Below are 19,511 nucleotides of genomic sequence, written 5' to 3' on the forward strand. Positions count from 1 at the left end.
GATTTGGAATTCGACGCCCAACTGCGCGGCCTGCTCAGCGCGATCGCGATCGGCCTGCTGGTCGGGGTGGTGCGCGAGCGCGCCCACCTCGGCGAGCGCACCGCGGTGGCGGGCGTGCGCACCCATGCGGTGGTCGCGATCGCGGCCGCGGCGGCAGCCCTGCTCGGCACCGCCGTGCTGGCGGCGCTGGTGATCGTGGTGGGCGCGCTGTCGCTGGCCAGCTATCTGCAAACCCGCAACGACGACCCGGGCCTGACCGGCGAGGTCGCCCTGCCCGCCACCGCACTGTTGGCGGCCTTCGCCCAGCGCGAACCGGCCCTGGCCGCCGGCCTGGGGGTGATCGTCGCCGGCTTGTTGTTCGCCAAACAGCCCCTGCAGGCCTTCGCGCGGCGGGTGGTGTCCGAGCGCGAACTGCAGGACGCCCTGCTGCTGGCCGCGGCGGCCTTGATCGTGCTGCCGTTGCTGCCCGATACCGCGGTCGACCCCTGGGGCGTGCTGGTGCCCTCGGCCTTGTGGCGCCTGGTCGTGCTGGTGATGGCGGTGGGCATGCTCGGCCATATCGCCCTGCGCAGCGTGGGCGCGCGCTGGGGCCTGCCGGTGGCCGGCTTTTTCTCCGGCTTCGCCTCGTCGACCGCGGCGGTGGCCGGCTTCGGCGAACGCAGCCGCAGCGAGCCCGGCCTGACCTCGGTGTCCGCGGCCGCGGCCCTGCTCGCCAACCTGGCTTCGTTGGCCTTGTTCGCCGGCGTGATCGGCACCGCCGCCCCCAGTCTGCTGCGCGCCTGCGCCTGGCCGCTGGCGGCCGCGGCCGCGGCGCTCACGGTCGCCGCGGCGCTGGGTCTGCATCGCAGCGGCGGCAGCGACGCCTTGCCGAAGGCGCCGGCCGCGCGCGCGTTCCGCTTGAGCCAGGCCTTGGTGCTGGCGGCGGTGATCGCAGCGGTGCTGCTGTTGTCGGCGTGGATGCGTCACCTGTTCGGCGACACCGGCGCGCTGGTCACCGCGGTGCTGGTGGCCTTGGCCGAACTGCACGCGGCCGCGGCCAGCGTCGCCCAGCTCACCCAGTCCGGCGACCTGAGCCTGGAACACGCGCGTTGGGGTGTGGTCGGCCTACTCGCGGCCAGCGCGGCGGCCAAGACCGTGCTGGCCTTCGCCAGCGGCAATCGCCGCTACGCCCTGCATGTCGCGGCCGGCCTGATCGGCATGGCCGCGGCCAGCGCCGCGGCGACCTGGGCGACGTCCTGAGCTAACTCAATCCTCGAACGCGACTTCGCCGTAGAGGTCGTGTTCGTCGCTGCCCAGGATCTGCACGTCGACGAACTCGCCCGGCTGCAGGCCGGCCTCGAAGCCGTTCTGGATCTGGACCAGGCCGTCGATGTCCGGCGCGTCGCCCATGCTGCGCGCGATCGCGAGCTCGCCGTCCAGCGCGTCGACGATGCAAGGCTGCACGCTGCCGACCTTGGCTTCGAGCTTGGCCGCCGAGATCTCGGCCTGGCGTTCCATGAAACGCGCCAGACGCTCCTGCTTGACCTCTTCGGGCAGCGGATCGGGCAGCGCGTTGGCCTGGGCGCCGTCGACCGGCGAATAGGCGAACGCGCCGACGCGGTCGAGCTGGGCCTCGTCGAGGAAATCCAGCAACTCTTCGAACTCGGCCTCGGTCTCGCCCGGGAAGCCGACGATGAAGGTGCTGCGGATGGTGATGTCGGGCGCGATGCCGCGCCAGCGCTGGATGCGCTCCAGGGTCTTGTCGACCGCGCCGGGACGCTTCATCAGCTTGAGCACGCGCGGGCTGGCGTGCTGGAACGGAATGTCCAGGTACGGCAGCAGGATCGGCATGCCGTTGGCGCCGGTCTGCGCCATCAGCGGAATGATGTCGTCCACGTGCGGATAGGGATAGACGTAGTGCAGGCGCGTCCACAAGCCGAGCTCGCCTAGGCCTTCGCACAACGCCTTCATGCGGGTCTGGTAGGTCTTGCCGCGCCATTCGCGCTCGGCGTACTTCACGTCCACGCCGTAGGCCGAGGTGTCCTGCGAGATCACCAGCAGCTCGCGCACGCCGCCCATGGCCAGCTTCTCGGCTTCGCGCAGCACCTGATCGACCGGGCGCGAGACCAGATCGCCGCGCATGGACGGGATGATGCAGAAGCTGCAGCGGTGATTGCAGCCTTCGGAAATCTTCAGGTAGGCGTAGTGCTTGGGCGTGAGCTTGACCCCGATGCCCTCCTCGGCCTCGAACGCGCGGCGCGGCACCAGGTCGATGAAGGGATCGTGCTTGGGCGGCAGCGCGGCGTGCACCGCGGTCATCACGCTGGCGTAGTCCTGCGGGCCGCTGATCGACAGCACATCGGGGTGGGTCTCGCGGATCAGCTCCGAGCGCTTGCCCAGGCAGCCGGTAACGATGACCTTGCCGTTCTCGGCGATGGCCTCGCCGATCGCATCCAGCGATTCGGTCACCGCCGAATCGATGAAGCCGCAGGTGTTGACCACCACCACGTCGGCGGCGTCGTAGCTCTGGACGATGTCGTAGCCCTCCACGCGCAGCTGGGTGAGGATGCGTTCGGAATCGACCAGGGCCTTGGGGCAACCGAGGCTGACGAAACCGACTTTGGGATTGGCTAGGGACATGCGTGCGAGGGCCTGGCGGGACGCTCGGCCACGCATGCGCGCGGAACCGGGGCGTACTGGCTGAGTAAGGGTTGCGAATGCCGGTGGGCAGGCGCGGAACGGAGGCGGAGCCGGCGCGGACCGTCGCCGGGGTCGCGAATTATAGCCCCGGCGCTAAACTGGACTCGATTCCCGCAGCTGAACGGAGGCCGCCATGGGCCAGTGGACCGATCTGGACACCCCGCACGGGCCGGTTGCGGCCTGGCGCGCCGAGCCTACCGGGCCCTCGCGCGGCGCGCTGGTACTGCTGCAGGAGATCTTCGGGGTCAACGAGCACATCCGCAGCGTCGCCGACCGTTTCGGCCAAGCCGGCTACACCACTCTGGCGCCGGACCTGTTCGCCCCGGTCCAACCGCATATCGAGCTGGGCTACGGCAGCGAGGACGCCGCGCGCGGCGGCGAGCTGCGCAACGCGGTCGGCTTCGACCGCGCGGTCGAGATCGCCGGCGCCGCCGCGCACCGCCTGCAGGACGAAGGCCTGCGCACCGGCGTGGTCGGCTACTGCTGGGGAGGTAGCCTGGCCTTCCTGTGCAATACCCGTCTGGGCCTACCGGCGGTGAGCTATTACGGCGCACGCACCGTGCCGTTCCTGGGTGAGCCGACGCGCGCACCCATTGTGTTCCACTTCGGCGAGCGCGACGCCAGCATCCCGCCCGAGGCCATCGACGCCCACCGCGCGGCCCTGCCGAACGCGCCGATCTACCTCTACAACGCCGGCCACGGCTTCAACTGCGAGTTGCGCCCGGATTACCACGCCGACAGCGCGGACGTGGCCTGGAGGCGTACCCTGGACTTCTTTGCGGACGCGCTGAAATGAACCCCTGGCACCTGCATCCGCAACTGGCGGACGACACCCACCCGGTGGCGCAGTTCAAGCTGTGCGAATTGCGCCTGATGGACGACGCCAACCACCCCTGGCTGATCCTGGTGCCGCGGGTCGAGGACGCGGTCGAACTGATCGACCTGGACGAGGCCCAGCAGACCGAACTGATGCGCGAAGTCGCGGTCGCCAGCCGGGCCCTGCAGAAGGCGTTTTCGCCGCACAAGCTCAATGTCGCCGCGCTGGGCAACCTGGTGCCGCAGTTGCACGTGCACGTGATCGCGCGCTTCCGCGAGGACATCGCCTGGCCGCGTCCGGTCTGGGGCATGGCGACCGCGCAGCCGTATTCGCCCGAAGCGCTGATCGGCCGCATCCGGCGCCTGCAGGACGCGCTGTCGGCGTGAGCGCGCGCGCGCCGCAGGCGCTGGCGCTGGCGCTGGCCGACGACGCCTGGTTGCTGCGCTACGCCGACGGCGATGGCGCCGGCATCGACGATGCGATCAACGCGCGCGTGCATGCCGACGCGGCGCGCCTGCGCGCAAGCGCGCCTGCGTGGTTGCGCGATCTGGTGCCGGCCTACGCCAGCCTGGCGGTGTTCTTCGACACCGGCGCCATCGACGCCGAGCGCGTGCGCGCGTGGCTGCACGACCGTTTGGGCGCCGACGATACGACGATGCGGATCGCCGCCGCGCGCACGATCGAAATCCCGGTCGTCTACGGCGGCGAGGACGGGCCCGACCTGGAAGCGGCCGCGGCCGAGCTGGGTCTGACGCCGCAGCGCTTGATCGAACGCCACGCCGCGGGCGAGTACACCGTGGCGATGATCGGCTTCGCGCCCGGCTTCCCGTATCTGTCGGGCTTGGACCCCGCACTGGCGCTGCCGCGCCTGGCCACGCCGCGCACGCGCGTGGCCGCCGGCAGCGTCGCCATCGGTGGCGCCCAGACCGGCATCTACCCGCGCGACAGCCCCGGCGGCTGGCGCATCCTCGGGCGCACGCCGCTGCGCCTGTTCGATCCCGCGCGCGAGCCGCCGACCGCCCTGCTGCCGGGCGACCGCGTGCGCTTTCGCGCCATAGACGCCGCCGCCGCGGCGGCGATCCGGGACGCGCGCGCATGACACGCACGCTCGAGGTCGTGGCGCCCGGTTTGCTGAGCACGCTGCAGGATCTGGGCCGCGACGGCTGGCGCCATCTCGGCGTGGCGCGTGCCGGCGCGCTGGATCCGGATGCCGCGCGCCTGGGCAACCGGTTGGTCGGCAACGCGCCGGACGCTGCGGTGCTGGAACTCACTCTGCACGGCCCGACCCTGCGCTTCGACGCGCCGGTGCGGATCGCCCTGATCGGCCGCAGCACCGTGGCGCGTTTCGACGGCATCGCGCTGCCGATGGGACGCCCCATCGACCTGCCTGCCGGCACGCTCAGCCTGGGCGCGATACGCGATGGCGCGCGCGCCTGGCTCGCCGTCGACGGCGGCTTCGCGACAGCGCCCGTGCTCGGCAGCCGCAGCACCGACCTGCGCGGCGGCTTCGGCGGCCACGAGGGCCGCGCCTTGCGCACGGGCGACCGCCTCGCATTGGTTCCCGGTTCGATGTTCGTGACTCAAACGCCGCGCATTCCCGGCTGGTGGGCCGAGCCGGAATTCGGCGAGCATCCCGACGCGCCCGTGCGCTACTTGCCTTCCAACGATGCGGCGGCGACCGCCTTGGCCAGCCAGGCCTGGCAGGTCAGCGCCGCCAGCAACCGCCAGGGACTGCGCCTGCACGGCGCGCCCTTGACCAGCGCGCGCGCGGGCGGCCTGTCCGAACCGGTCGCGCCCGGCACGCTGCAACTGCCGCCCGACGGCCAACCCATCGTCTTGCTGGCCGACGCCCAGACCGTCGGCGGTTATCCGCGTCTGGGCCACGTCATCGCCGCCGACCTGCCGCGACTGGCGCAACTGCCTCCGCATGCGACGCTGCGCTTCCAAGCCTGCACCGCCGCCCAGGCACAAGCCGCCGCGGCCGAAGCGCGGGTGCGGCTGCAGCGCTTGTATTTGGCGCTAGAACGCCCGCTGGCACGCTTCCTGTCCGCCACCATGTGATCGGCCGAGCCGCGAGGCTCGCTCTGTGTGGGAGCGGCGTAAGCCGCGAATGCGTCACCTCAAGCTGCGGTGTCAGTGATTCGCTTCGCGTCCATCGGGCCGCGACGCAAGCGTTGTGGCGCGGTCGCGGCTTGCGCAGCCCCTACAGTGGCTGACGTGGCGATCCAACAGCACCGCACCGCACCGCGACCACGCTCCCACCGCACACGACTTCGGGCACTGGCTGCTGCTGGCGCTACGTGCTTAGCATGCCCGTTCGATCCCGCTCCGGAGAGTTCGCATGCGTCCCGTCCGTCTGCTGTCTCTGTCCGCCTGCATCGTGCTCGCGCTGGTCGCGTGCAAAGCGCAGACGCCCGCCGCCCCCGACGCCGCTGCGCCGGCCGCCGCGGCCACCGCCGCCGCCAACGCCGACTGGCAGCCCACGATCGATGCTTTCATCGAGGGCTACTTCAATCACTACCCGACCGCCGCCGCCAGCGCCGGCAAGCACGAATTCGACGGCAAGCTGCCCGATTGGTCGCCCGAAGCCCTGGCCACCACCGGCGCCTGGCTGGAGCAGCAACGCGCCAAGCTGGCCGCGTTCGGTGACGACAAGCTCGCCCCCGATCAGCGCTTCCAGCGCGAATACGCCCTGTCGGTGATCGACGGCCAGCTGTTCTATCTGAAGGATTCCGGTTTCCCCAACAAGAACCCCGCCTTCTACGCCGGCGACCTCTCGCCGAGCATGTACCTCACCCGTCCCTACGCGCCGCTGCCGCAGCGCATGGCCGCGTTCGCCAGCTACCAGGAAGCCCTGCCCAAGGCCGCCGAACAGATCCGCGCCAACCTCAAGGGCCCGCTGCCGGCCAGCTACATCGAGTTCGGCAACATCGTATTCGGCGGACTGGCCGAGTTCTTCAAGAACGACGCGCCCAAGGCCTTCGCCGAAGTGCCCGACGCCGCGCTGCAGGCGCGTTTCAAGGCCTCCAACGCCAAGGCCATCGAAGCCATGCAGGGCCTGTCGGACTGGCTGACGGCGCAGAAACCGCAGGCCACCCAGGACTATGCGATCGGCGCCGAGCGCTTCGCCAAGATGCTCAAGGCCACCGAGCGCGTCGACTTGCCGCTGGACCAGCTCAAGGCGATCGGCGAGGCCGACCTGGCGCGCAACCTGGCCGCGCTCAAAGCCGCCTGCGACCAATACGCCGCCGGCCAGACCATCAACGCCTGCATCGAGAAGGTCAACGCCGACAAGCCGCAGGGCGGCGCGGTCGAAGGCGCGCGCGCGCAACTGGTCGACCTGCGCAAGTTCCTGGTCGACAAGGACCTGGTGACCATCCCCGGCACCGAGGAGGCGCGCGTCGAGGAAGCGCCGCCGTTCAACCGCACCAACTTCGCCTACATCGAGATTCCGGGCCCGTACGAGAAGAACCTGCCCTCGGTCTACTACATCGCGCCGCCGGACCCGAAGTGGCCCAAGGCCGAGCAGGACGCCTACGTGCCGGGCAAGGCCGACCTGCTGTTCACGTCCGCTCACGAAGTCTGGCCGGGCCACTTCCTGCAGTTCCTGCACGCCAACCGCTCGCAGTGGAAGTTCGCCCAGTTGTTCGTGGGCTACGCCTACGCCGAGGGTTGGGCGCACTACACCGAGGAAATGATGTACGACGCCGGCGTCGGCGACGCCACGCCCGAGATCCATATCGGCCAGCTCAGCAACGCCCTGCTGCGCGACGTGCGTTTCATCTCCGCGATCGGTCTGCACACCGGCGGCATGACCGTCGCCCAGTCCGAGCAGATGTTCAAGGACAAGGCGTTCCAGGATCCCGGCAACGCGCGCCAGCAGGCCGCGCGCGGCACCTACGACCCGGGCTATCTGAACTACACCATGGGCAAGCTGATGATCATGCAGCTGCGCGAGGACTGGACCGCCAGCCGCGGCGGCCGCAGCGCCTGGAAGGCCTTCCACGACCAGTTCCTGAGCTACGGCGGCCCGCCGGTGCCGCTGGTGCGCGCGCAGATGATGGGCGGCCCGGCCGAGGCCAAGCTGTGGCAGGCGCCGGCGGCGGCATCCGCTCCGGCGGCCGCGCCGGCTGGCGCCGACAAGCCGCAGGCCGCGCCCGGCACCTGAACCCGTGCGCCGGGCCGCTGCGGCGGCCCGGCGCAGGCGGTCGCGGGGCCGTCGCGACGCCCGACTTGGTGGCGCACTGGGCCCTCACTCGGGGGGCGATCCATGAGACCGAATATCGTCGCAGCGATCGTGCTGATCGCGATCGGCACCGTGTTCCTGCTCGACAATCTGGGCCTGGCCGACATCAGCCTGGGGCGCCTGATCCGGACTGGGTGGCCGGCGATCCTGATCGTGGTCGGCCTGGGCATGCTGTTCAGGCCCCATCGCAAACGCCAGGACGACTGAGGTCCGCTGCGACGCCGCTTTGAGGCAGAATCGCGGCGTGACCGTTCCGAACCGCAAACGCATCGATTTCAACTGCGACCTCGGCGAAGGTTGCGGCGACGACGCCGCGATCCTGCCCTACGTCAGCTCGGCCAACATCGCCTGCGGCGGCCACGCCGGCGACGACGCCACCATGCGCGCGACCCTGCGCCTGTGCCGCGAGCACGGCGTCGCGATCGGTGCCCACCCCGGCTACGAAGACCGCGAACATTTCGGCCGCCGCGTGCTGCCGCTGGACCGCGACGAGATCGGCATGCTGATCCTCAGCCAGCTCGCGCGCCTGGCCGCGATCGCCGACGACGAAGGCCTGCGCCTGAGCCACGTCAAACCGCATGGCGCGCTCTACAACCTGGCCGCCGACGACCGCATCGTCGCCGACGCCATCGTCGGTTCGGTCGCGGCCTTCGATCCCAAACTCGCGGTGTTCGGCCTGTCGGGCTCCGAACTCACCGCCGCCGCCGAAGCCGCCGGCCTGCGCGCCGTGCACGAAGTGTTCGCCGAGCGCGGCTACGGCCGCAACGGCCGCCTGCTGCCACGCGGCACGCCGGGCGCGGTGCTGAAGACCTTGGAGCAGGCGATCGCGCAGGTCCACAGCCTGGCCACGCACGGCGAAGTCGTGTGCGCCGACGGCCACCGCCTGCCGTTGCGTGCCGACACTCTGTGCCTGCACGGCGATCGCGCCGACGCGCCCGAGTTCGCGCGCGCGGTGCGCGCCGCGCTCGAGGCCGACGGCATCCGCATCCTCGCGATCGACGCCGCATGACCGTAGCGGCCGCCCCGTCCCGCACCGTTTCCTGCTCGCATCCATCGCGTCGCGACCCCCAGCCCGCCTCTCCCGACACGGACGTCCCCACCGCCGGCAGCCCCGCTGCCGACAGGATCCGCTCATGAATTACTGGCCCTTGCTGGGCGTGGCCGCCGTCGTGCTCGGCTTCGCCCTGCGCCTGAATCCCGCCCTGGTGGTGGTGGCCGCCGGCTTCGTCACCGGCCTGGCAGCGAAACTCTCGCCGCTGGACGTGCTCGAGGTACTGGGCAAGGCCTTCACCGACAAGCGCTTCCTGCTGCTGTTCCTGCTGACCCTGCCGGTGATCGGCCTGCTCGAACGCCACGGCCTCAAGGAACACGCCCAGGCCTGGATCGCGAAACTGCGCGGCGCGACGATGGGCCGCTTGCTGATCGCCTATTTGTTGATGCGCCAGTTGTTCTCGGCGATGGGCCTGACCAGCCTGGGCGGCCACCCGCAAACCGTGCGCCCGCTGCTGGCGCCGATGGCCGAAGGCGCGGCCCAGGTGCGCCACGGCGAGCTGCCCGAAGACGAGCGCCAGCGCATCCGCGCGATGTCCGCCGGCACCGACAACGTCGGTCTGTTCTTCGGCGAAGACATCTTCATCGCCTTCGGCGCGGTGCTGCTGATCCAGAGCTTCTACGCCGAACACGGCATCCAACTGGACGCGTTGCAGATCGCGTTCTGGGGCATCCCCACCGCGATCTGCGCATTCGCTATCCACACCGTGCGCATCCTGCGTTTCGAGCGCCGCCTGGCCAAACGCCTGTCCGCGGCCAAGCCCGAGGCGCCGTCGGCATGATCACCCTCACCCACGCGTACTGGCTGCTTGGCGCCTACTTCGCCGCCCTGGCCTGGCGCGGCTGGCGCGACCGCGACAACCCGCGCCGCCACACCACCGCCCTGTTCTGGGGTCTGCTGGCGTTCCTGCTGTTCGCCGCCGAGCACTTGCCGCCCAAACTGGTCGGCGTGTTTGTAGTGGTGCTGGCCGTGCTGGCCGGCTTCGGCGGCGTGCGCATGGGCGGCTACCAGCAGAGCAGCGCCGAAGAGAAACACCGCGAAGCGCAACGCCTGGGCAATCGATTGTTCTGGCCCGCGCTGCTGATTCCGGCGGTCACCCTGATCGGCGCGCTCGGCCTCAAGCGCATCCAGTTCGGCGGCACGCCCTTGCTGGAAACCGTCAACGTCACCCTGGTCTCGCTAACGATCGCTTGCACGATCGCGCTGGCCGCCGCATGCCGCCTGACCCGGCAGACGCCGTGGAGCGGCGTGGAGCAATCGCGGCGCCTGGTCGACTCGATCGGCTGGGCCGCCCTGTTGCCGTTGCTGCTGGCCTCGCTGGGCAGCGTGTTCGAGGCCGGCGGCGTCGGCCAGGCCACCGCCGCGGTGGTGCGCTCGGTGATTCCGGTTGATAACCCCTTCGTGGTGGTCGTCGCCTACGCACTGGGCATGGCCTTGTTCACCATCATCATGGGCAACGCCTTCGCCGCGTTCCCGGTGATGACCGCCGGCATCGCCCTGCCGCTGCTGGTGCAGCAGCACGGCGCCGAAGCCGCCTCGCTGGCCGCGATCGGCATGCTCTCGGGCTACTGCGGCACCTTGATGACGCCGATGGCGGCCAACTACAACCTGGTGCCGGCCGCACTGCTGGAGCTCAAGGACCCGTACGGCGTGATCCGCGCGCAGTGGCCCACCGGCGCCGTGCTGCTGGCCTGCAACGTGCTGCTGATGTACTGGATCGCGTTCCGATGAGCACGCGCAAACCGACTGTGCTGTTGACCGGCTTCGCGCCCTTCGGCGGCGAAAGCAGCAACCCCAGTTGGGACGCGGTGCAGCGCCTGGCCGGCAAGTCCGTGCGCGGCCACCGCATCGTCGCGCGCTGCCTGCCCTGCGTATTCGGCGCCTCGCTGCGCGAGCTGCGCGCGGCGATCCGCGACACCCGGCCTGCGCTGGTGCTGTGCGTCGGCCAGGCCGGCGGCCGCAGCCAGCTGTCGTTGGAGCGGATCGCGATCAACGTCGACGACGCCCGCATCCCCGACAACGATGGCGCGTGCCCCATCGACGAACCCGTGGTGGCCGAGGGCCCGGCGGCCTACTTCAGCGACCTGCCGATCAAGGCCATGCTCGCGGCCCTGCGCGCTGCCGGCATTCCCGCCGAGGTCTCGCAGACCGCCGGCACCTATGTCTGCAACCACGTCTTCTATGGCCTGATGCACGCGCTACGGCGCAGCCCCGGCGTGCGCGGCGGCTTCGTGCATATCCCGTATTCGCCGGCCCAGGCCGCGCAGCACCCGGGCGCGCCCAGCCTGTCGATCGAGCTCGTCTCCGAAGGTCTGCGCATCGCGCTGGCCACCGCGCTCACGACCGTTGCGGACAGCAGAATCGCCGCCGGCGCCGAGCACTGACGCGTCTGTTTGCCTCCCCCTTCCCGTCCTCCTCTTCGCTTTTCCTCCCCCTTTGAAAAAGGGGGATCGAGGGGGATTTGCTCTTGATCCGCAGCTAGAAGCAAATCCCCCCTAGCCCCCCTTTTGCAAAGGGGGGAATCAAGATGGCGAAATCGCGACGACGTTCGGCTCCCATTCGCCCACCACCAGCGAAGATGCCGCATCGCGTGACACAACGCCTCACCCCGGAGAACGCCATGCACCGTCGCCTGTCCGCCGCCCTGCTCTGCACCCTGGCTGTGCTCGCCACGCCCGTCGCCCAAGCCGGTCTGTTCGACAAGAACCCCGACCAGGTCGCGCAGGAAGCCGTCGCCAAGAACCTGCGTGCGGTCACTTTGTGGGTCGAAGCCAGTTGGGGCTTCCGAAATCAGGGCGCCGCCAACAACCTCAGCCGCGCCCACCAGTCGTTCACCACGCGCGGTTACAACGTGGTCAGCGTGGAGCCGTACATCGAGAACGGCGATTTGCAGGGCTTTTTCGTGACGTATCAGAAGCCCTGATTCGTCCTGTGCGTGGTCAGGGCGCCCTGACCACGCGCGTACCAGCAATCAGGTCGTGCAGACAGCGGCGGTCGCGGCGGAAGATCATCAAGATGTCCACCCACCCGTAAACCAGACTCAGGCCCGGAATCGCAGAAGCCGCATTGATGGGCAAATAGCGGCGCAGCAATAGCCGACCCAACCCAGGTTTGGCACCGTCCGTGCCAACGATCTTGATCTTGCACACCCGCTTGCCCCAGGTCTGCCCATAAGCATGCAAGGGGTAGGCCTGCACGAGCACGAATACCGCGAAGCCGATCGCCGCCCACAAGGCCATCACGCTAAACGGCATAAACAGGCGGCCGGCCTCGCTGTTGGCTCGAATCTGATCGAAATAGCCGCCGAAGTACGCCAAGGGCGCGACCATCACGAACGAGAGAATCCCGTCCAGGATGGCCGCACCGAGACGGCCCTCGCGCGTGGCCAGCTCGCTGTCGTCCGACACCGGCTCGACCAGTTGCGCCTGCGGGCTGCGGTATGGGTTCTCTTCTTCCACGGCTCGTCCTTGCAGTGGTTGCCGATACGGCTCAGGTACGCGGCAGCGTCACGCCGGTCTGCCCCTGATACTTGCCGCCGCGGTCCTTGTACGAAGTCTCGCAGACTTCGTCGGACTGGAAGAACAGCATCTGCGCCACGCCTTCGTTGGCGTAGATGCGCGCGGGCAGTGGCGTGGTGTTGCTGAATTCCAGGGTCACGTGGCCTTCCCACTCCGGCTCCAGCGGGGTCACGTTGACGATGATGCCGCAGCGCGCGTAGGTGCTCTTGCCCAGGCAGACCACCAGGGTGTCGCGCGGGATGCGGAAGTACTCGACCGTGCGCGCCAGCGCGAAGGAATTCGGCGGGATGATGCAGACGTCGTTCTCGATGTCGACGAAGCTACCCGGGTCGAAATGCTTGGGGTCGACGATGGTCGAGTTGATGTTGGTGAACACCTTGAACTCGCGCGAGCAGCGCACGTCGTAGCCGTAGCTCGAGGTGCCGTAGCTGACGATGCGCTGGCCGTCGGCAGCGTGCTTGACCTGACCGGGCTCGAACGGCTCGATCATGCCGTGCTGCTCGGACATGCGACGGATCCAACGGTCGGACTTGATGCTCATGCGGGGGGCTCGGGGCGTACTGGGGGCGAAAGCGCCGTGACCGCCGATTGTAAGCGAGCCGGGCTGGGCGGCGCCCAGCCCGAGGCCGCCTGGCCGGGTCCGGGCCCGGCTCAGCCCAGCAGCGAGGCCGAAATCGAGGGCGCCACCCGCGGCCGCAGCGCCAGCCGCACCGCCAGATTGCGCGCCGCCGCGCGGTAGGCGCGGGCCGCGGCCGAGTCCGGCGCGGCCGCCACCACCGGCACGCCGGCGTCGCCCTGCTCGCGGATCGCGATCTCCAGCGGCAGGCTGCCCAGCAAAGGCACCCCGTACTGCGCCGCCATGCGCGCGCCGCCGCCCTCGCCGAACACGTGCTCGGCATGCCCGCAGTTCGAGCACACGTGCACGGCCATGTTTTCGATCAGGCCCAGCACCGGTACATGCACCTTTTCGAACATCTTCAAGGCCTTGCGCGCGTCCAGGGTGGCCACGTCCTGCGGTGTGGTCACGATTACCGCGCCCGCCACCGGAATCTTCTGCGCCAGTGTCAGCTGAATATCGCCGGTGCCCGGCGGCAGATCGACGATCAGATAATCCAGCTCGCCCCAGCGCGTCTCATTGAGCAACTGGGTCAGCGCCGAGGTCGCCATCGGCCCGCGCCAGATCATCGGCGTGTCCTGCTCCACCAGCAGCCCGATCGACATCGCCGCGATCCCGTGCGCGTGCATGGGCTCGATGGTCTTGCCGTCCGGACTGTCCGGCTTGCCGCTCAGCCCCAACATGGTCGGCACGCTAGGCCCGTAGATGTCGGCGTCCAACACCCCCACCCGCGCCCCGTCGGCCGCCAGCGCCAGCGCCAGATTGACCGCCGTGGTCGACTTGCCCACCCCGCCCTTGCCCGACCCGACCGCGATCAGATTGCGCACGTTTTCCAGCGGCGCCAGGTTGGGCTGCACGGCATGCGAGGTGATGCGCGCGTTGAGCTCCAGACTGGCCAGGGTCTTGCCCTCACCCGCGAGCAGGCTCGAGATCGCCTCACGCAGGGCCACCTCGATGCCGCGCACCGGGAAACCGCAGGTCAGCGCCACCGCCACCCGGCCGTCTGCGTCCGCGGCGCGCACTTTGGCGCCGGCCTCGGCGAGCGTAAAAGCGCTGTCGGGTAGCTGCAGAGCCGCGATCTCGTTTTGCAGTAATTCGCTCAATTAATTCACCGAAGAGTACGTATTGTAAGTGCCAGAGAACGGCCGGGCAGCTATGTCGCCATGATACAGCGGCCCAGGGCTTGACTTCCGCGGTGCCTGACTGATCAATGACGGCAACGCTACTGCCGCAAAGGCAGAGCTAAAGTCGATCGACCCCTTGGCGCAGGCTGCCAGGCGGTCGCTATGGAAAGCCACGGGGGAACACCATGCTGTCGAATCGCTTCCATGGGCTATCGCTCGCACTGCTCGCGTTTGCAGGCTACGCCGGAACTGCAATCGCGGCTGACGGGGTCATGCCGTATCAGGAATACGGCAAACGCATAAAAGGTAGCGAGACTGTCTCGCCCTTGAGCGACGCTCTATTCGGCGATCAAGTCAGCCTGTATAGCGGCGGCACCGAATTCGTCGTCACCGACATCGATATTCCGGGGAACAATGCTCTTCCCGTCAGGCTCACTCGAAGGCTGCAGATCGAGGACCGGAAAAAGCAGGAGTATTTTGGCGGCTTCGGCGAATGGGAGGTGGACGTTCCGCATCTCTACGGAACCTTCGACGGCTTCTATAAATGGACGGTCGCCTCCAGCACTCCAAACAGTCGCTGCTCCAGCGGTGGGGGCACTCCAAGAATAAGCAACTCTTCGTTTCAGACGTCCAAGGTCTGGAGCGGCAACCAAATGCATATTCCGGGCGAGTCGGACAGGCAGTTGCTGTCCAACCCATCGACGTCCATACCAGCGGTGAATGACGGCAACACCTATCCGTATATCACCAAAGATTTTTATAGGCTTCGCTGCAAAACCGCTACGGCAAATGGTTATCCGGGCGAAGCATTCATCGCTATCGGTCCCTCAGGACTGAAGTACACCTTCGATATCGCCGTTGAACGATCAGCACCAACGCTGCGCGAGCCGGCAGACTTGGACTGGCTAGACTTCAATGCGTTGACGCGTAAGCGCGTCTACCTCATGGCAAGTCGCGTGGAAGATCGGCACGGTAACTGGGTAGCCTACAACTATACGGGCGACAAGCTAACCAGTATTACCGCCAGTGACGGTCGCAGCATCTTGCTTACTTACTCCGGCACGACGATCCAATCGGCAACCGCCGCTGGGCGCACCTGGACTTACGAATACCGCACCACCTCGGACATCAGACATCCCGGCCCTTTGCTCAACAAAGCTACGTTGCCTGACGGGTCTACTTGGGAATACGCGTCTGCAGGTAACTTGTGGCCGGACTATCTGGAAGCTCCGGCGCCGGAAGAACAAACCCCGACTTGCCCGGAACCAGAAATGGGCGTCGGAGAATTCCAACTTACCGCGAAGCATCCTTCTGGAGCGCGTGGCGAATTCAACTTCGCGTTCCTTCGCCACTATCGAGGAAACATTCCAAACTGGTGCGTTTCCGAACGACCGGGCTACCAATACCAGGTCGTTTCAAGCTTCTTCGACACCTATAGCCTGATAACCAAGAAACTATCGGGCCCCGGCCTAGCAAACCAACAGTGGTCCTACGATTATCAGGAGAACCAGGAGGCCGGCGCGCCTGGCGATCCTGGCCCTTGTAACGGCTGCATCAGCGAAAAGAACGTTGTCGTCACGCGGCCCGACGGGCGTAAAGTCACCAATCGCCTGGGCATACTGTACGACTCGAACGAGGGCCGCACACTCGGCACCAGTATAAAGGACGCTCAAGGCACGGTTGTCAGTACGGAGACGCTATCCTATGTCGAGGATGCGTCGATGCCATCGATGCCGTTCGCCAATGTCTTTGGCAATGGCTTCGGCGATTCTGAAGCGCCCACCCAGATTCGTCCTCTACGGCAGCGGCAAATTCTTCGTGACGGAGTAACCTACACTTATACCGTCAATACGTTCGACTCATTTGCCCGCTCTGTATCGGTAAGCCGCTCAAGCAACATCAGCTATGGTTACTCCCGTACCGAAACCACCACCTACCACGACAATCTGTCGAAATGGGTGCTGGGGCAGGTCGACACGGTCGACGCCAGCGCCTACGCCGCCATTCTCGGCGTGAGTAGCTACCGGCTCAGCAAGACCGACTACGACGCCAATGCGATGCCTTATCGCAGCTACCGATTCGGCGACGCCACGCCAACCCAGACCCTGACCTACAACGCCGACGGCACTGTCGCCACGGTGAAGGACGGCAACAACAACGTCATCACCCTATCGAACTGGAAACGCGGCATCCCGCAAACCATCCAGCATCCGGCCACGCCCGAGTCGCCTTCGGGCAGCACCGAATCGGCCGTCGTGAACGACAGCGGCTGGATCACGTCGGTGACCGATGAAAACGGCGCCGGCTACACCACCAACTACGGCTACGACACCATGGGTCGGGTGTCGTCAATCACCTACCCGACCGGCGACAGCGTCAACTGGAATACGGTTTCGCGCTCGTTCGAGCAGGTCAACCAGGACGAATTCGGCATCCCTGCCGGTCATTGGCGGCAGGTAACCACTCAAGGCAACCACCAGAAGGTAACGGTGTTCGACGCCTTGTGGCGGCCGCTGTGGGAGTACCAACGCGACCTCAGCAACAACGACGCGACCTTCAGCCTCGTTGCGAAATCGTATGACACAGCGGGTCGCCTGGCTTTCGCCTCCTACCCGCGCAATCCCTATGCCGATGGCAACTGGGCGATCGATACCGGAGTACGCACGACCTACGACGCGCTCGACCGGGTAATCAAGGTCGAACAGAACTCAGAGCTGGGCATGCTCGCCACCACCACCCAGTACCTGAATGGTGGTGAGACCCTGGTCACCAACCCGCGCAACCAGCAGCTGCGCACCCGTTACTCGGCCTGGGACCAGCCGACTACCGACTACCCCATCGAGATCTTCCATCCGGAAGGCGCGTTCACCCAGATCTGGCGCGACTACTTCCTCAAGCCCACCCAGATCCGCCGCTCGGGCACCTACGCGGGTCAGACCGTCGAAGCGGTACGCAAGTACTACTACGACGGCGTGCAGCGCCTGTGCCGCACCGACGAGCCCGAGACCGGTTCGACGGTCATGGGCTACGACAACGCCGACAACCTGACCTGGTCGGCCGCAGGCCTGTCGGGCCTGAATACGGTCGATTGCGATCACCTGGTGGCTTATAACGGCGGCCGCACCGTCACCCGCAATTACGACGCCCGCAATCGCCTGTCGCAGATGGCGTTCCCGGGGGAAGGCCTGGGCAACCAGACTTGGACCTACACCAAGGACGGCCTGCCGGCCACCATCACCACTTACAACGGCGCCGGCAACACGGCGGCGGTAGTCAACAGTTACGGCTACAACAAACGCCGTCTGCTGACCTCCGAAACCATAAGCGAGCCCGGCCTCTACACCTGGCCGCTGGGTTACGGCTACGACCAAAATGGCAACCTGGCCGCGCAGACCTACCCGACCGGACTGGCGCTGACCTACAGCCCCAATGCCTTGGGGCAGGCGACGCAGGTGAGCACCTCGGCGGGCAGCACCACCGCCGGCACCTACGCCACCGGCGTCAGCTACTACCCCAACGGCGCGATCAAGCAGTTCACGTACGGCAACGGCGTGGTTCACACCATGTCGCAGAACGCCCGTCAGCTGCCGGATACGGTCAGCGACATCGGCGTGGCCGGCTACACCTACACTTACGACAAGAACGGCAACACGACGCAGATCGTCGACAACGGCCAAGGCGCCAACTTCAATCGATACCTGAGCTACGACGGCCTGGATCGCCTGACGTCGGCCGGCTCGGCGATGTTCGGCGGCAGCACGCACTACATCAACTACGGCTACGACGCGATCGACAACATCCGCAGCGTCAGCCACCCGGGCGTGCGCGAGCACAGCTATTGGTACAACGCAAAAAACCAACTGACCAACGTCCAGAACAGCGGCGGCGCCAGTGTGATCGGCCTGAGCTATAACCCCCAAGGCAATCTGGAGTATAAGAACAACCAGCAGTACGGTTTCGACTACGGCAATCGCCTACGCTGGGTGGCCGGCAAGGAGAACTACCGCTACGATGGCCACGGCCGCCGCTCGAAGATCCAGAAGGACAACGGCCTCCTGGAGTGGTTCCAGTACAGCCAGGCCGGGCAATACCTGTTCAGCTCGAAGCTGACGGCTGGCGGGGCGCAGACCACCCAGGAGAACGTCTACTTGGGCGGCAGCGTAATCGCCACCATCGATCACAACTGGCCGAGCAACACGATCATCGCGACCAAGTACCAGCACACCGATGCGCTGGGCAGTCCGGTGGCGACCACGAGTACCAGTGGCGCACTGATCGAGCGGACGAATTACGAGCCTTACGGCAGCGCGATCAACAAGACGGTCGACGGTATCGGCTACACCGGTCATGTCATGGATGGGGCGACCGGGCTGACGTATATGCAGCAGCGGTATTACGACCCGACACTTGGGAGATTCCTATCCGTTGATCCCGTGACCGCAGATGGAAATGGCGGCAGCAATTTCAATCGTTACTGGTATGCCAATAACAGTCCTTACAAATTCACAGACCCTGATGGACGAAAAGTTGCACTGGAAGGAAACAAAGCCGATCAAACTGAATTTATCCAGCAAGGCGAGCGTTTTTCCGGCATGCAAATTTCTTCTGATAACAATGGAATGCTATCTGTGAATCAATGCGGAGGCACCGGGGCTGCTCTAGCCCTATCTAATGCCATCAATTCAGAGCAAACGATAAACATAACCGCGATAAGCAACGACCCGAATGTTTTTGTCGATCAATTCATTACCGGAAAGGTAGACACAGGGGATCTTGCGGCATTTGAAGCAGAGTCGGGCGATTTAGCAGCCGCCACGTTCACGCACGTCCTGACGGAGTACACAACTTCCGCAGAACTTGGGGCGCAAATGGACACTGCAAACTTCAGAACAGCTCACAACGCCGGATTGCAGGCTGAAAGCCAAGTAATGGGGGCAGTTAATCGCATTAACTTTGGTGGCTCACCAGCGCCGGGGGCCCAAGTTGGCATCGGCTTCATTAATTCATACGGAGTAATGATTAAGAGCTTCCTGTTATCACTTGACCCTGTTACCGGAACTCCAAATTAATCAACGGGCGAACACTGCCATGACATCAAGGCATTCATTCACGATCGCCCTCTTCCTGAGCCTTTGCTTTGGGTGCCGTTCAATTCCCAGCGAGGAAAAGCATTTCGAAAAGTTGGTTGACGCAGAAGTTGTCGCACGTTCAGTGCTGCCTCCGTACTCAGGAATACTCCGCACCTGGGTTGTAATTACCATTCGACTTAAAGACACCCAGTTGGACGTGCTCATTCCATATTTTCATGCCGACCAGAACCTTCCGGCAGTGGGTGACACCTGTGAATTCATTACCAGGCAAGAACAAGTCAACGGACTGGCTGGCGACAAAGTAGTAGATACCACAACCAATATCGTCGCAGATTTTAAATGCCCGACATGAAAATAATAAAATGAAAAT

General features: G+C 66.3%; 18 protein-coding genes. 14 read left to right on the forward strand and 4 right to left on the reverse strand.

The genetic code is table 11. From position 1 onward, the window contains the following. Positions 1-3: 3 nt before the first annotated feature. Positions 4-1,239: a DUF4010 domain-containing protein gene (locus ASD69_RS06995; RefSeq protein ID WP_082607086.1), complete on the forward strand. Its 1,236-nt coding sequence runs from the start codon at positions 4-6 to the stop codon at positions 1,237-1,239. A 6-nt stretch (positions 1,240-1,245) separates the two neighbouring features. Here ASD69_RS06995 and rimO read toward each other — a convergent pair whose 3' ends face one another. Next, on the reverse strand, positions 1,246-2,619 hold the full coding sequence (gene rimO / locus ASD69_RS07000; RefSeq protein ID WP_056175540.1) for a 30S ribosomal protein S12 methylthiotransferase RimO: 1,374 nt from the start codon (positions 2,617-2,619) through the stop codon (positions 1,246-1,248). A 193-nt stretch (positions 2,620-2,812) separates the two neighbouring features. Here rimO and ASD69_RS07005 point away from each other — a divergent pair, with 193 nt between their 5' ends. The 11 genes from ASD69_RS07005 to ASD69_RS07055 all read left to right on the forward strand — a co-directional run bounded on the left by ASD69_RS07005 (position 2,813) and on the right by ASD69_RS07055 (position 11,716). Next, a complete protein-coding gene (locus tag ASD69_RS07005) occupies positions 2,813-3,475 on the forward strand; it encodes a dienelactone hydrolase family protein (RefSeq protein WP_056175541.1) in 663 nt (220 codons plus the stop codon). Continuing rightward, positions 3,472-3,882 (forward strand): HIT family protein, encoded by a 411-nt coding sequence (locus ASD69_RS07010; RefSeq protein WP_056175544.1) that lies wholly within the window; start codon positions 3,472-3,474, stop codon positions 3,880-3,882. Before ASD69_RS07005 ends, ASD69_RS07010 begins: the two co-directional genes overlap by 4 nt. Beyond that, positions 3,879-4,595, forward strand: coding sequence for a 5-oxoprolinase subunit PxpB (pxpB, locus tag ASD69_RS07015; RefSeq protein ID WP_056175547.1), 717 nt, complete (start codon positions 3,879-3,881; stop codon positions 4,593-4,595). Before ASD69_RS07010 ends, pxpB begins: the two co-directional genes overlap by 4 nt. Further along, a complete protein-coding gene (locus tag ASD69_RS07020; protein ID WP_056175550.1) occupies positions 4,592-5,557 on the forward strand; it encodes a biotin-dependent carboxyltransferase family protein in 966 nt (321 codons plus the stop codon). The genes pxpB and ASD69_RS07020 overlap by 4 nt, the downstream gene beginning before the upstream one ends. 280 nt (positions 5,558-5,837) lie before the next feature. After that, positions 5,838-7,664 carry a DUF885 domain-containing protein gene (locus ASD69_RS07025; RefSeq protein ID WP_056175555.1) on the forward strand — a complete coding sequence of 609 codons (1,827 nt, stop codon included), beginning with the start codon at positions 5,838-5,840 and terminating at the stop codon, positions 7,662-7,664. 102 nt (positions 7,665-7,766) lie between these two features. Continuing rightward, positions 7,767-7,949: a DUF5668 domain-containing protein gene (locus ASD69_RS07030; protein ID WP_056175562.1), complete on the forward strand. Its 183-nt coding sequence runs from the start codon at positions 7,767-7,769 to the stop codon at positions 7,947-7,949. A gap of 37 nt (positions 7,950-7,986) precedes the next feature. Continuing rightward, positions 7,987-8,751, forward strand: coding sequence for a 5-oxoprolinase subunit PxpA (locus ASD69_RS07035; RefSeq protein WP_056175565.1), 765 nt, complete (start codon positions 7,987-7,989; stop codon positions 8,749-8,751). A gap of 124 nt (positions 8,752-8,875) precedes the next feature. Next, complete coding sequence (locus ASD69_RS07040; RefSeq protein WP_056175568.1) at positions 8,876-9,574, forward strand: DUF969 domain-containing protein; 699 nt, start codon at positions 8,876-8,878, stop codon at positions 9,572-9,574. Next, a complete protein-coding gene (locus ASD69_RS07045) occupies positions 9,571-10,524 on the forward strand; it encodes a DUF979 domain-containing protein (protein ID WP_056175570.1) in 954 nt (317 codons plus the stop codon). Before ASD69_RS07040 ends, ASD69_RS07045 begins: the two co-directional genes overlap by 4 nt. After that, positions 10,521-11,177, forward strand: coding sequence for a pyroglutamyl-peptidase I (pcp, locus tag ASD69_RS07050; RefSeq protein WP_056175573.1), 657 nt, complete (start codon positions 10,521-10,523; stop codon positions 11,175-11,177). The genes ASD69_RS07045 and pcp overlap by 4 nt, the downstream gene beginning before the upstream one ends. A 236-nt stretch (positions 11,178-11,413) precedes the next feature. Beyond that, positions 11,414-11,716, forward strand: coding sequence for a hypothetical protein (locus ASD69_RS07055; protein WP_056175578.1), 303 nt, complete (start codon positions 11,414-11,416; stop codon positions 11,714-11,716). Between the two features lie 16 nt (positions 11,717-11,732). Here ASD69_RS07055 and ASD69_RS07060 read toward each other — a convergent pair whose 3' ends face one another. The 3 genes from ASD69_RS07060 to apbC all read right to left on the reverse strand — a co-directional run bounded on the left by ASD69_RS07060 (position 11,733) and on the right by apbC (position 14,030). After that, positions 11,733-12,251, reverse strand: coding sequence for an RDD family protein (locus ASD69_RS07060; protein ID WP_056175582.1), 519 nt, complete (start codon positions 12,249-12,251; stop codon positions 11,733-11,735). 31 nt (positions 12,252-12,282) lie between these two features. After that, entirely contained in the window at positions 12,283-12,852 is a 570-nt protein-coding gene (gene dcd, locus ASD69_RS07065; protein WP_055899878.1) for a dCTP deaminase, read from the reverse strand. Positions 12,853-12,962: 110 nt separating this feature from the next. Beyond that, on the reverse strand, positions 12,963-14,030 hold the full coding sequence (apbC, locus tag ASD69_RS07070; protein ID WP_235567158.1) for an iron-sulfur cluster carrier protein ApbC: 1,068 nt from the start codon (positions 14,028-14,030) through the stop codon (positions 12,963-12,965). A 206-nt stretch (positions 14,031-14,236) separates the two neighbouring features. On the opposite strand from apbC, the gene ASD69_RS07075 reads away from it, so the two are divergent. Together ASD69_RS07075 and ASD69_RS21805 are read left to right on the forward strand one after the other, a co-directional pair. Then, positions 14,237-19,120: an RHS repeat-associated core domain-containing protein gene (locus ASD69_RS07075; RefSeq protein ID WP_157499067.1), complete on the forward strand. Its 4,884-nt coding sequence runs from the start codon at positions 14,237-14,239 to the stop codon at positions 19,118-19,120. After that, positions 19,092-19,493, forward strand: a complete 402-nt coding sequence (locus tag ASD69_RS21805; RefSeq protein WP_157499068.1) for a hypothetical protein — start codon at positions 19,092-19,094, stop codon at positions 19,491-19,493. Before ASD69_RS07075 ends, ASD69_RS21805 begins: the two co-directional genes overlap by 29 nt. Positions 19,494-19,511: the final 18 nt, after the last annotated feature.

Origin of the sequence: Lysobacter sp. Root604, assembly GCF_001427505.1 — a bacterium.
In the GTDB taxonomy this organism is placed as follows: Bacteria; Pseudomonadota; Gammaproteobacteria; order Xanthomonadales; family Xanthomonadaceae; genus Lysobacter.

What these genes read in the sequence shown, in the direction of transcription:
- ASD69_RS07030 (WP_056175562.1), top strand. Translation starts at nt 7,767, where the DNA reads ATGAGACCGAATATCGTCGCAGCGATCGTGCTGATCGCGATCGGCACC.
- ASD69_RS07010 (WP_056175544.1), top strand. Translation starts at nt 3,472, where the DNA reads ATGAACCCCTGGCACCTGCATCCGCAACTGGCGGACGACACCCACCCG.
- ASD69_RS07025 (WP_056175555.1), top strand. Translation starts at nt 5,838, where the DNA reads ATGCGTCCCGTCCGTCTGCTGTCTCTGTCCGCCTGCATCGTGCTCGCG.
- rimO (WP_056175540.1), bottom strand. Translation starts at nt 2,619, where the DNA reads ATGTCCCTAGCCAATCCCAAAGTCGGTTTCGTCAGCCTCGGTTGCCCC.
- ASD69_RS07020 (WP_056175550.1), top strand. Translation starts at nt 4,592, where the DNA reads ATGACACGCACGCTCGAGGTCGTGGCGCCCGGTTTGCTGAGCACGCTG.
- ASD69_RS07055 (WP_056175578.1), top strand. Translation starts at nt 11,414, where the DNA reads ATGCACCGTCGCCTGTCCGCCGCCCTGCTCTGCACCCTGGCTGTGCTC.
- ASD69_RS07045 (WP_056175570.1), top strand. Translation starts at nt 9,571, where the DNA reads ATGATCACCCTCACCCACGCGTACTGGCTGCTTGGCGCCTACTTCGCC.
- ASD69_RS07075 (WP_157499067.1), top strand. Translation starts at nt 14,237, where the DNA reads ATGCTGTCGAATCGCTTCCATGGGCTATCGCTCGCACTGCTCGCGTTT.
- ASD69_RS07005 (WP_056175541.1), top strand. Translation starts at nt 2,813, where the DNA reads ATGGGCCAGTGGACCGATCTGGACACCCCGCACGGGCCGGTTGCGGCC.
- dcd (WP_055899878.1), bottom strand. Translation starts at nt 12,852, where the DNA reads ATGAGCATCAAGTCCGACCGTTGGATCCGTCGCATGTCCGAGCAGCAC.
- ASD69_RS07040 (WP_056175568.1), top strand. Translation starts at nt 8,876, where the DNA reads ATGAATTACTGGCCCTTGCTGGGCGTGGCCGCCGTCGTGCTCGGCTTC.
- pcp (WP_056175573.1), top strand. Translation starts at nt 10,521, where the DNA reads ATGAGCACGCGCAAACCGACTGTGCTGTTGACCGGCTTCGCGCCCTTC.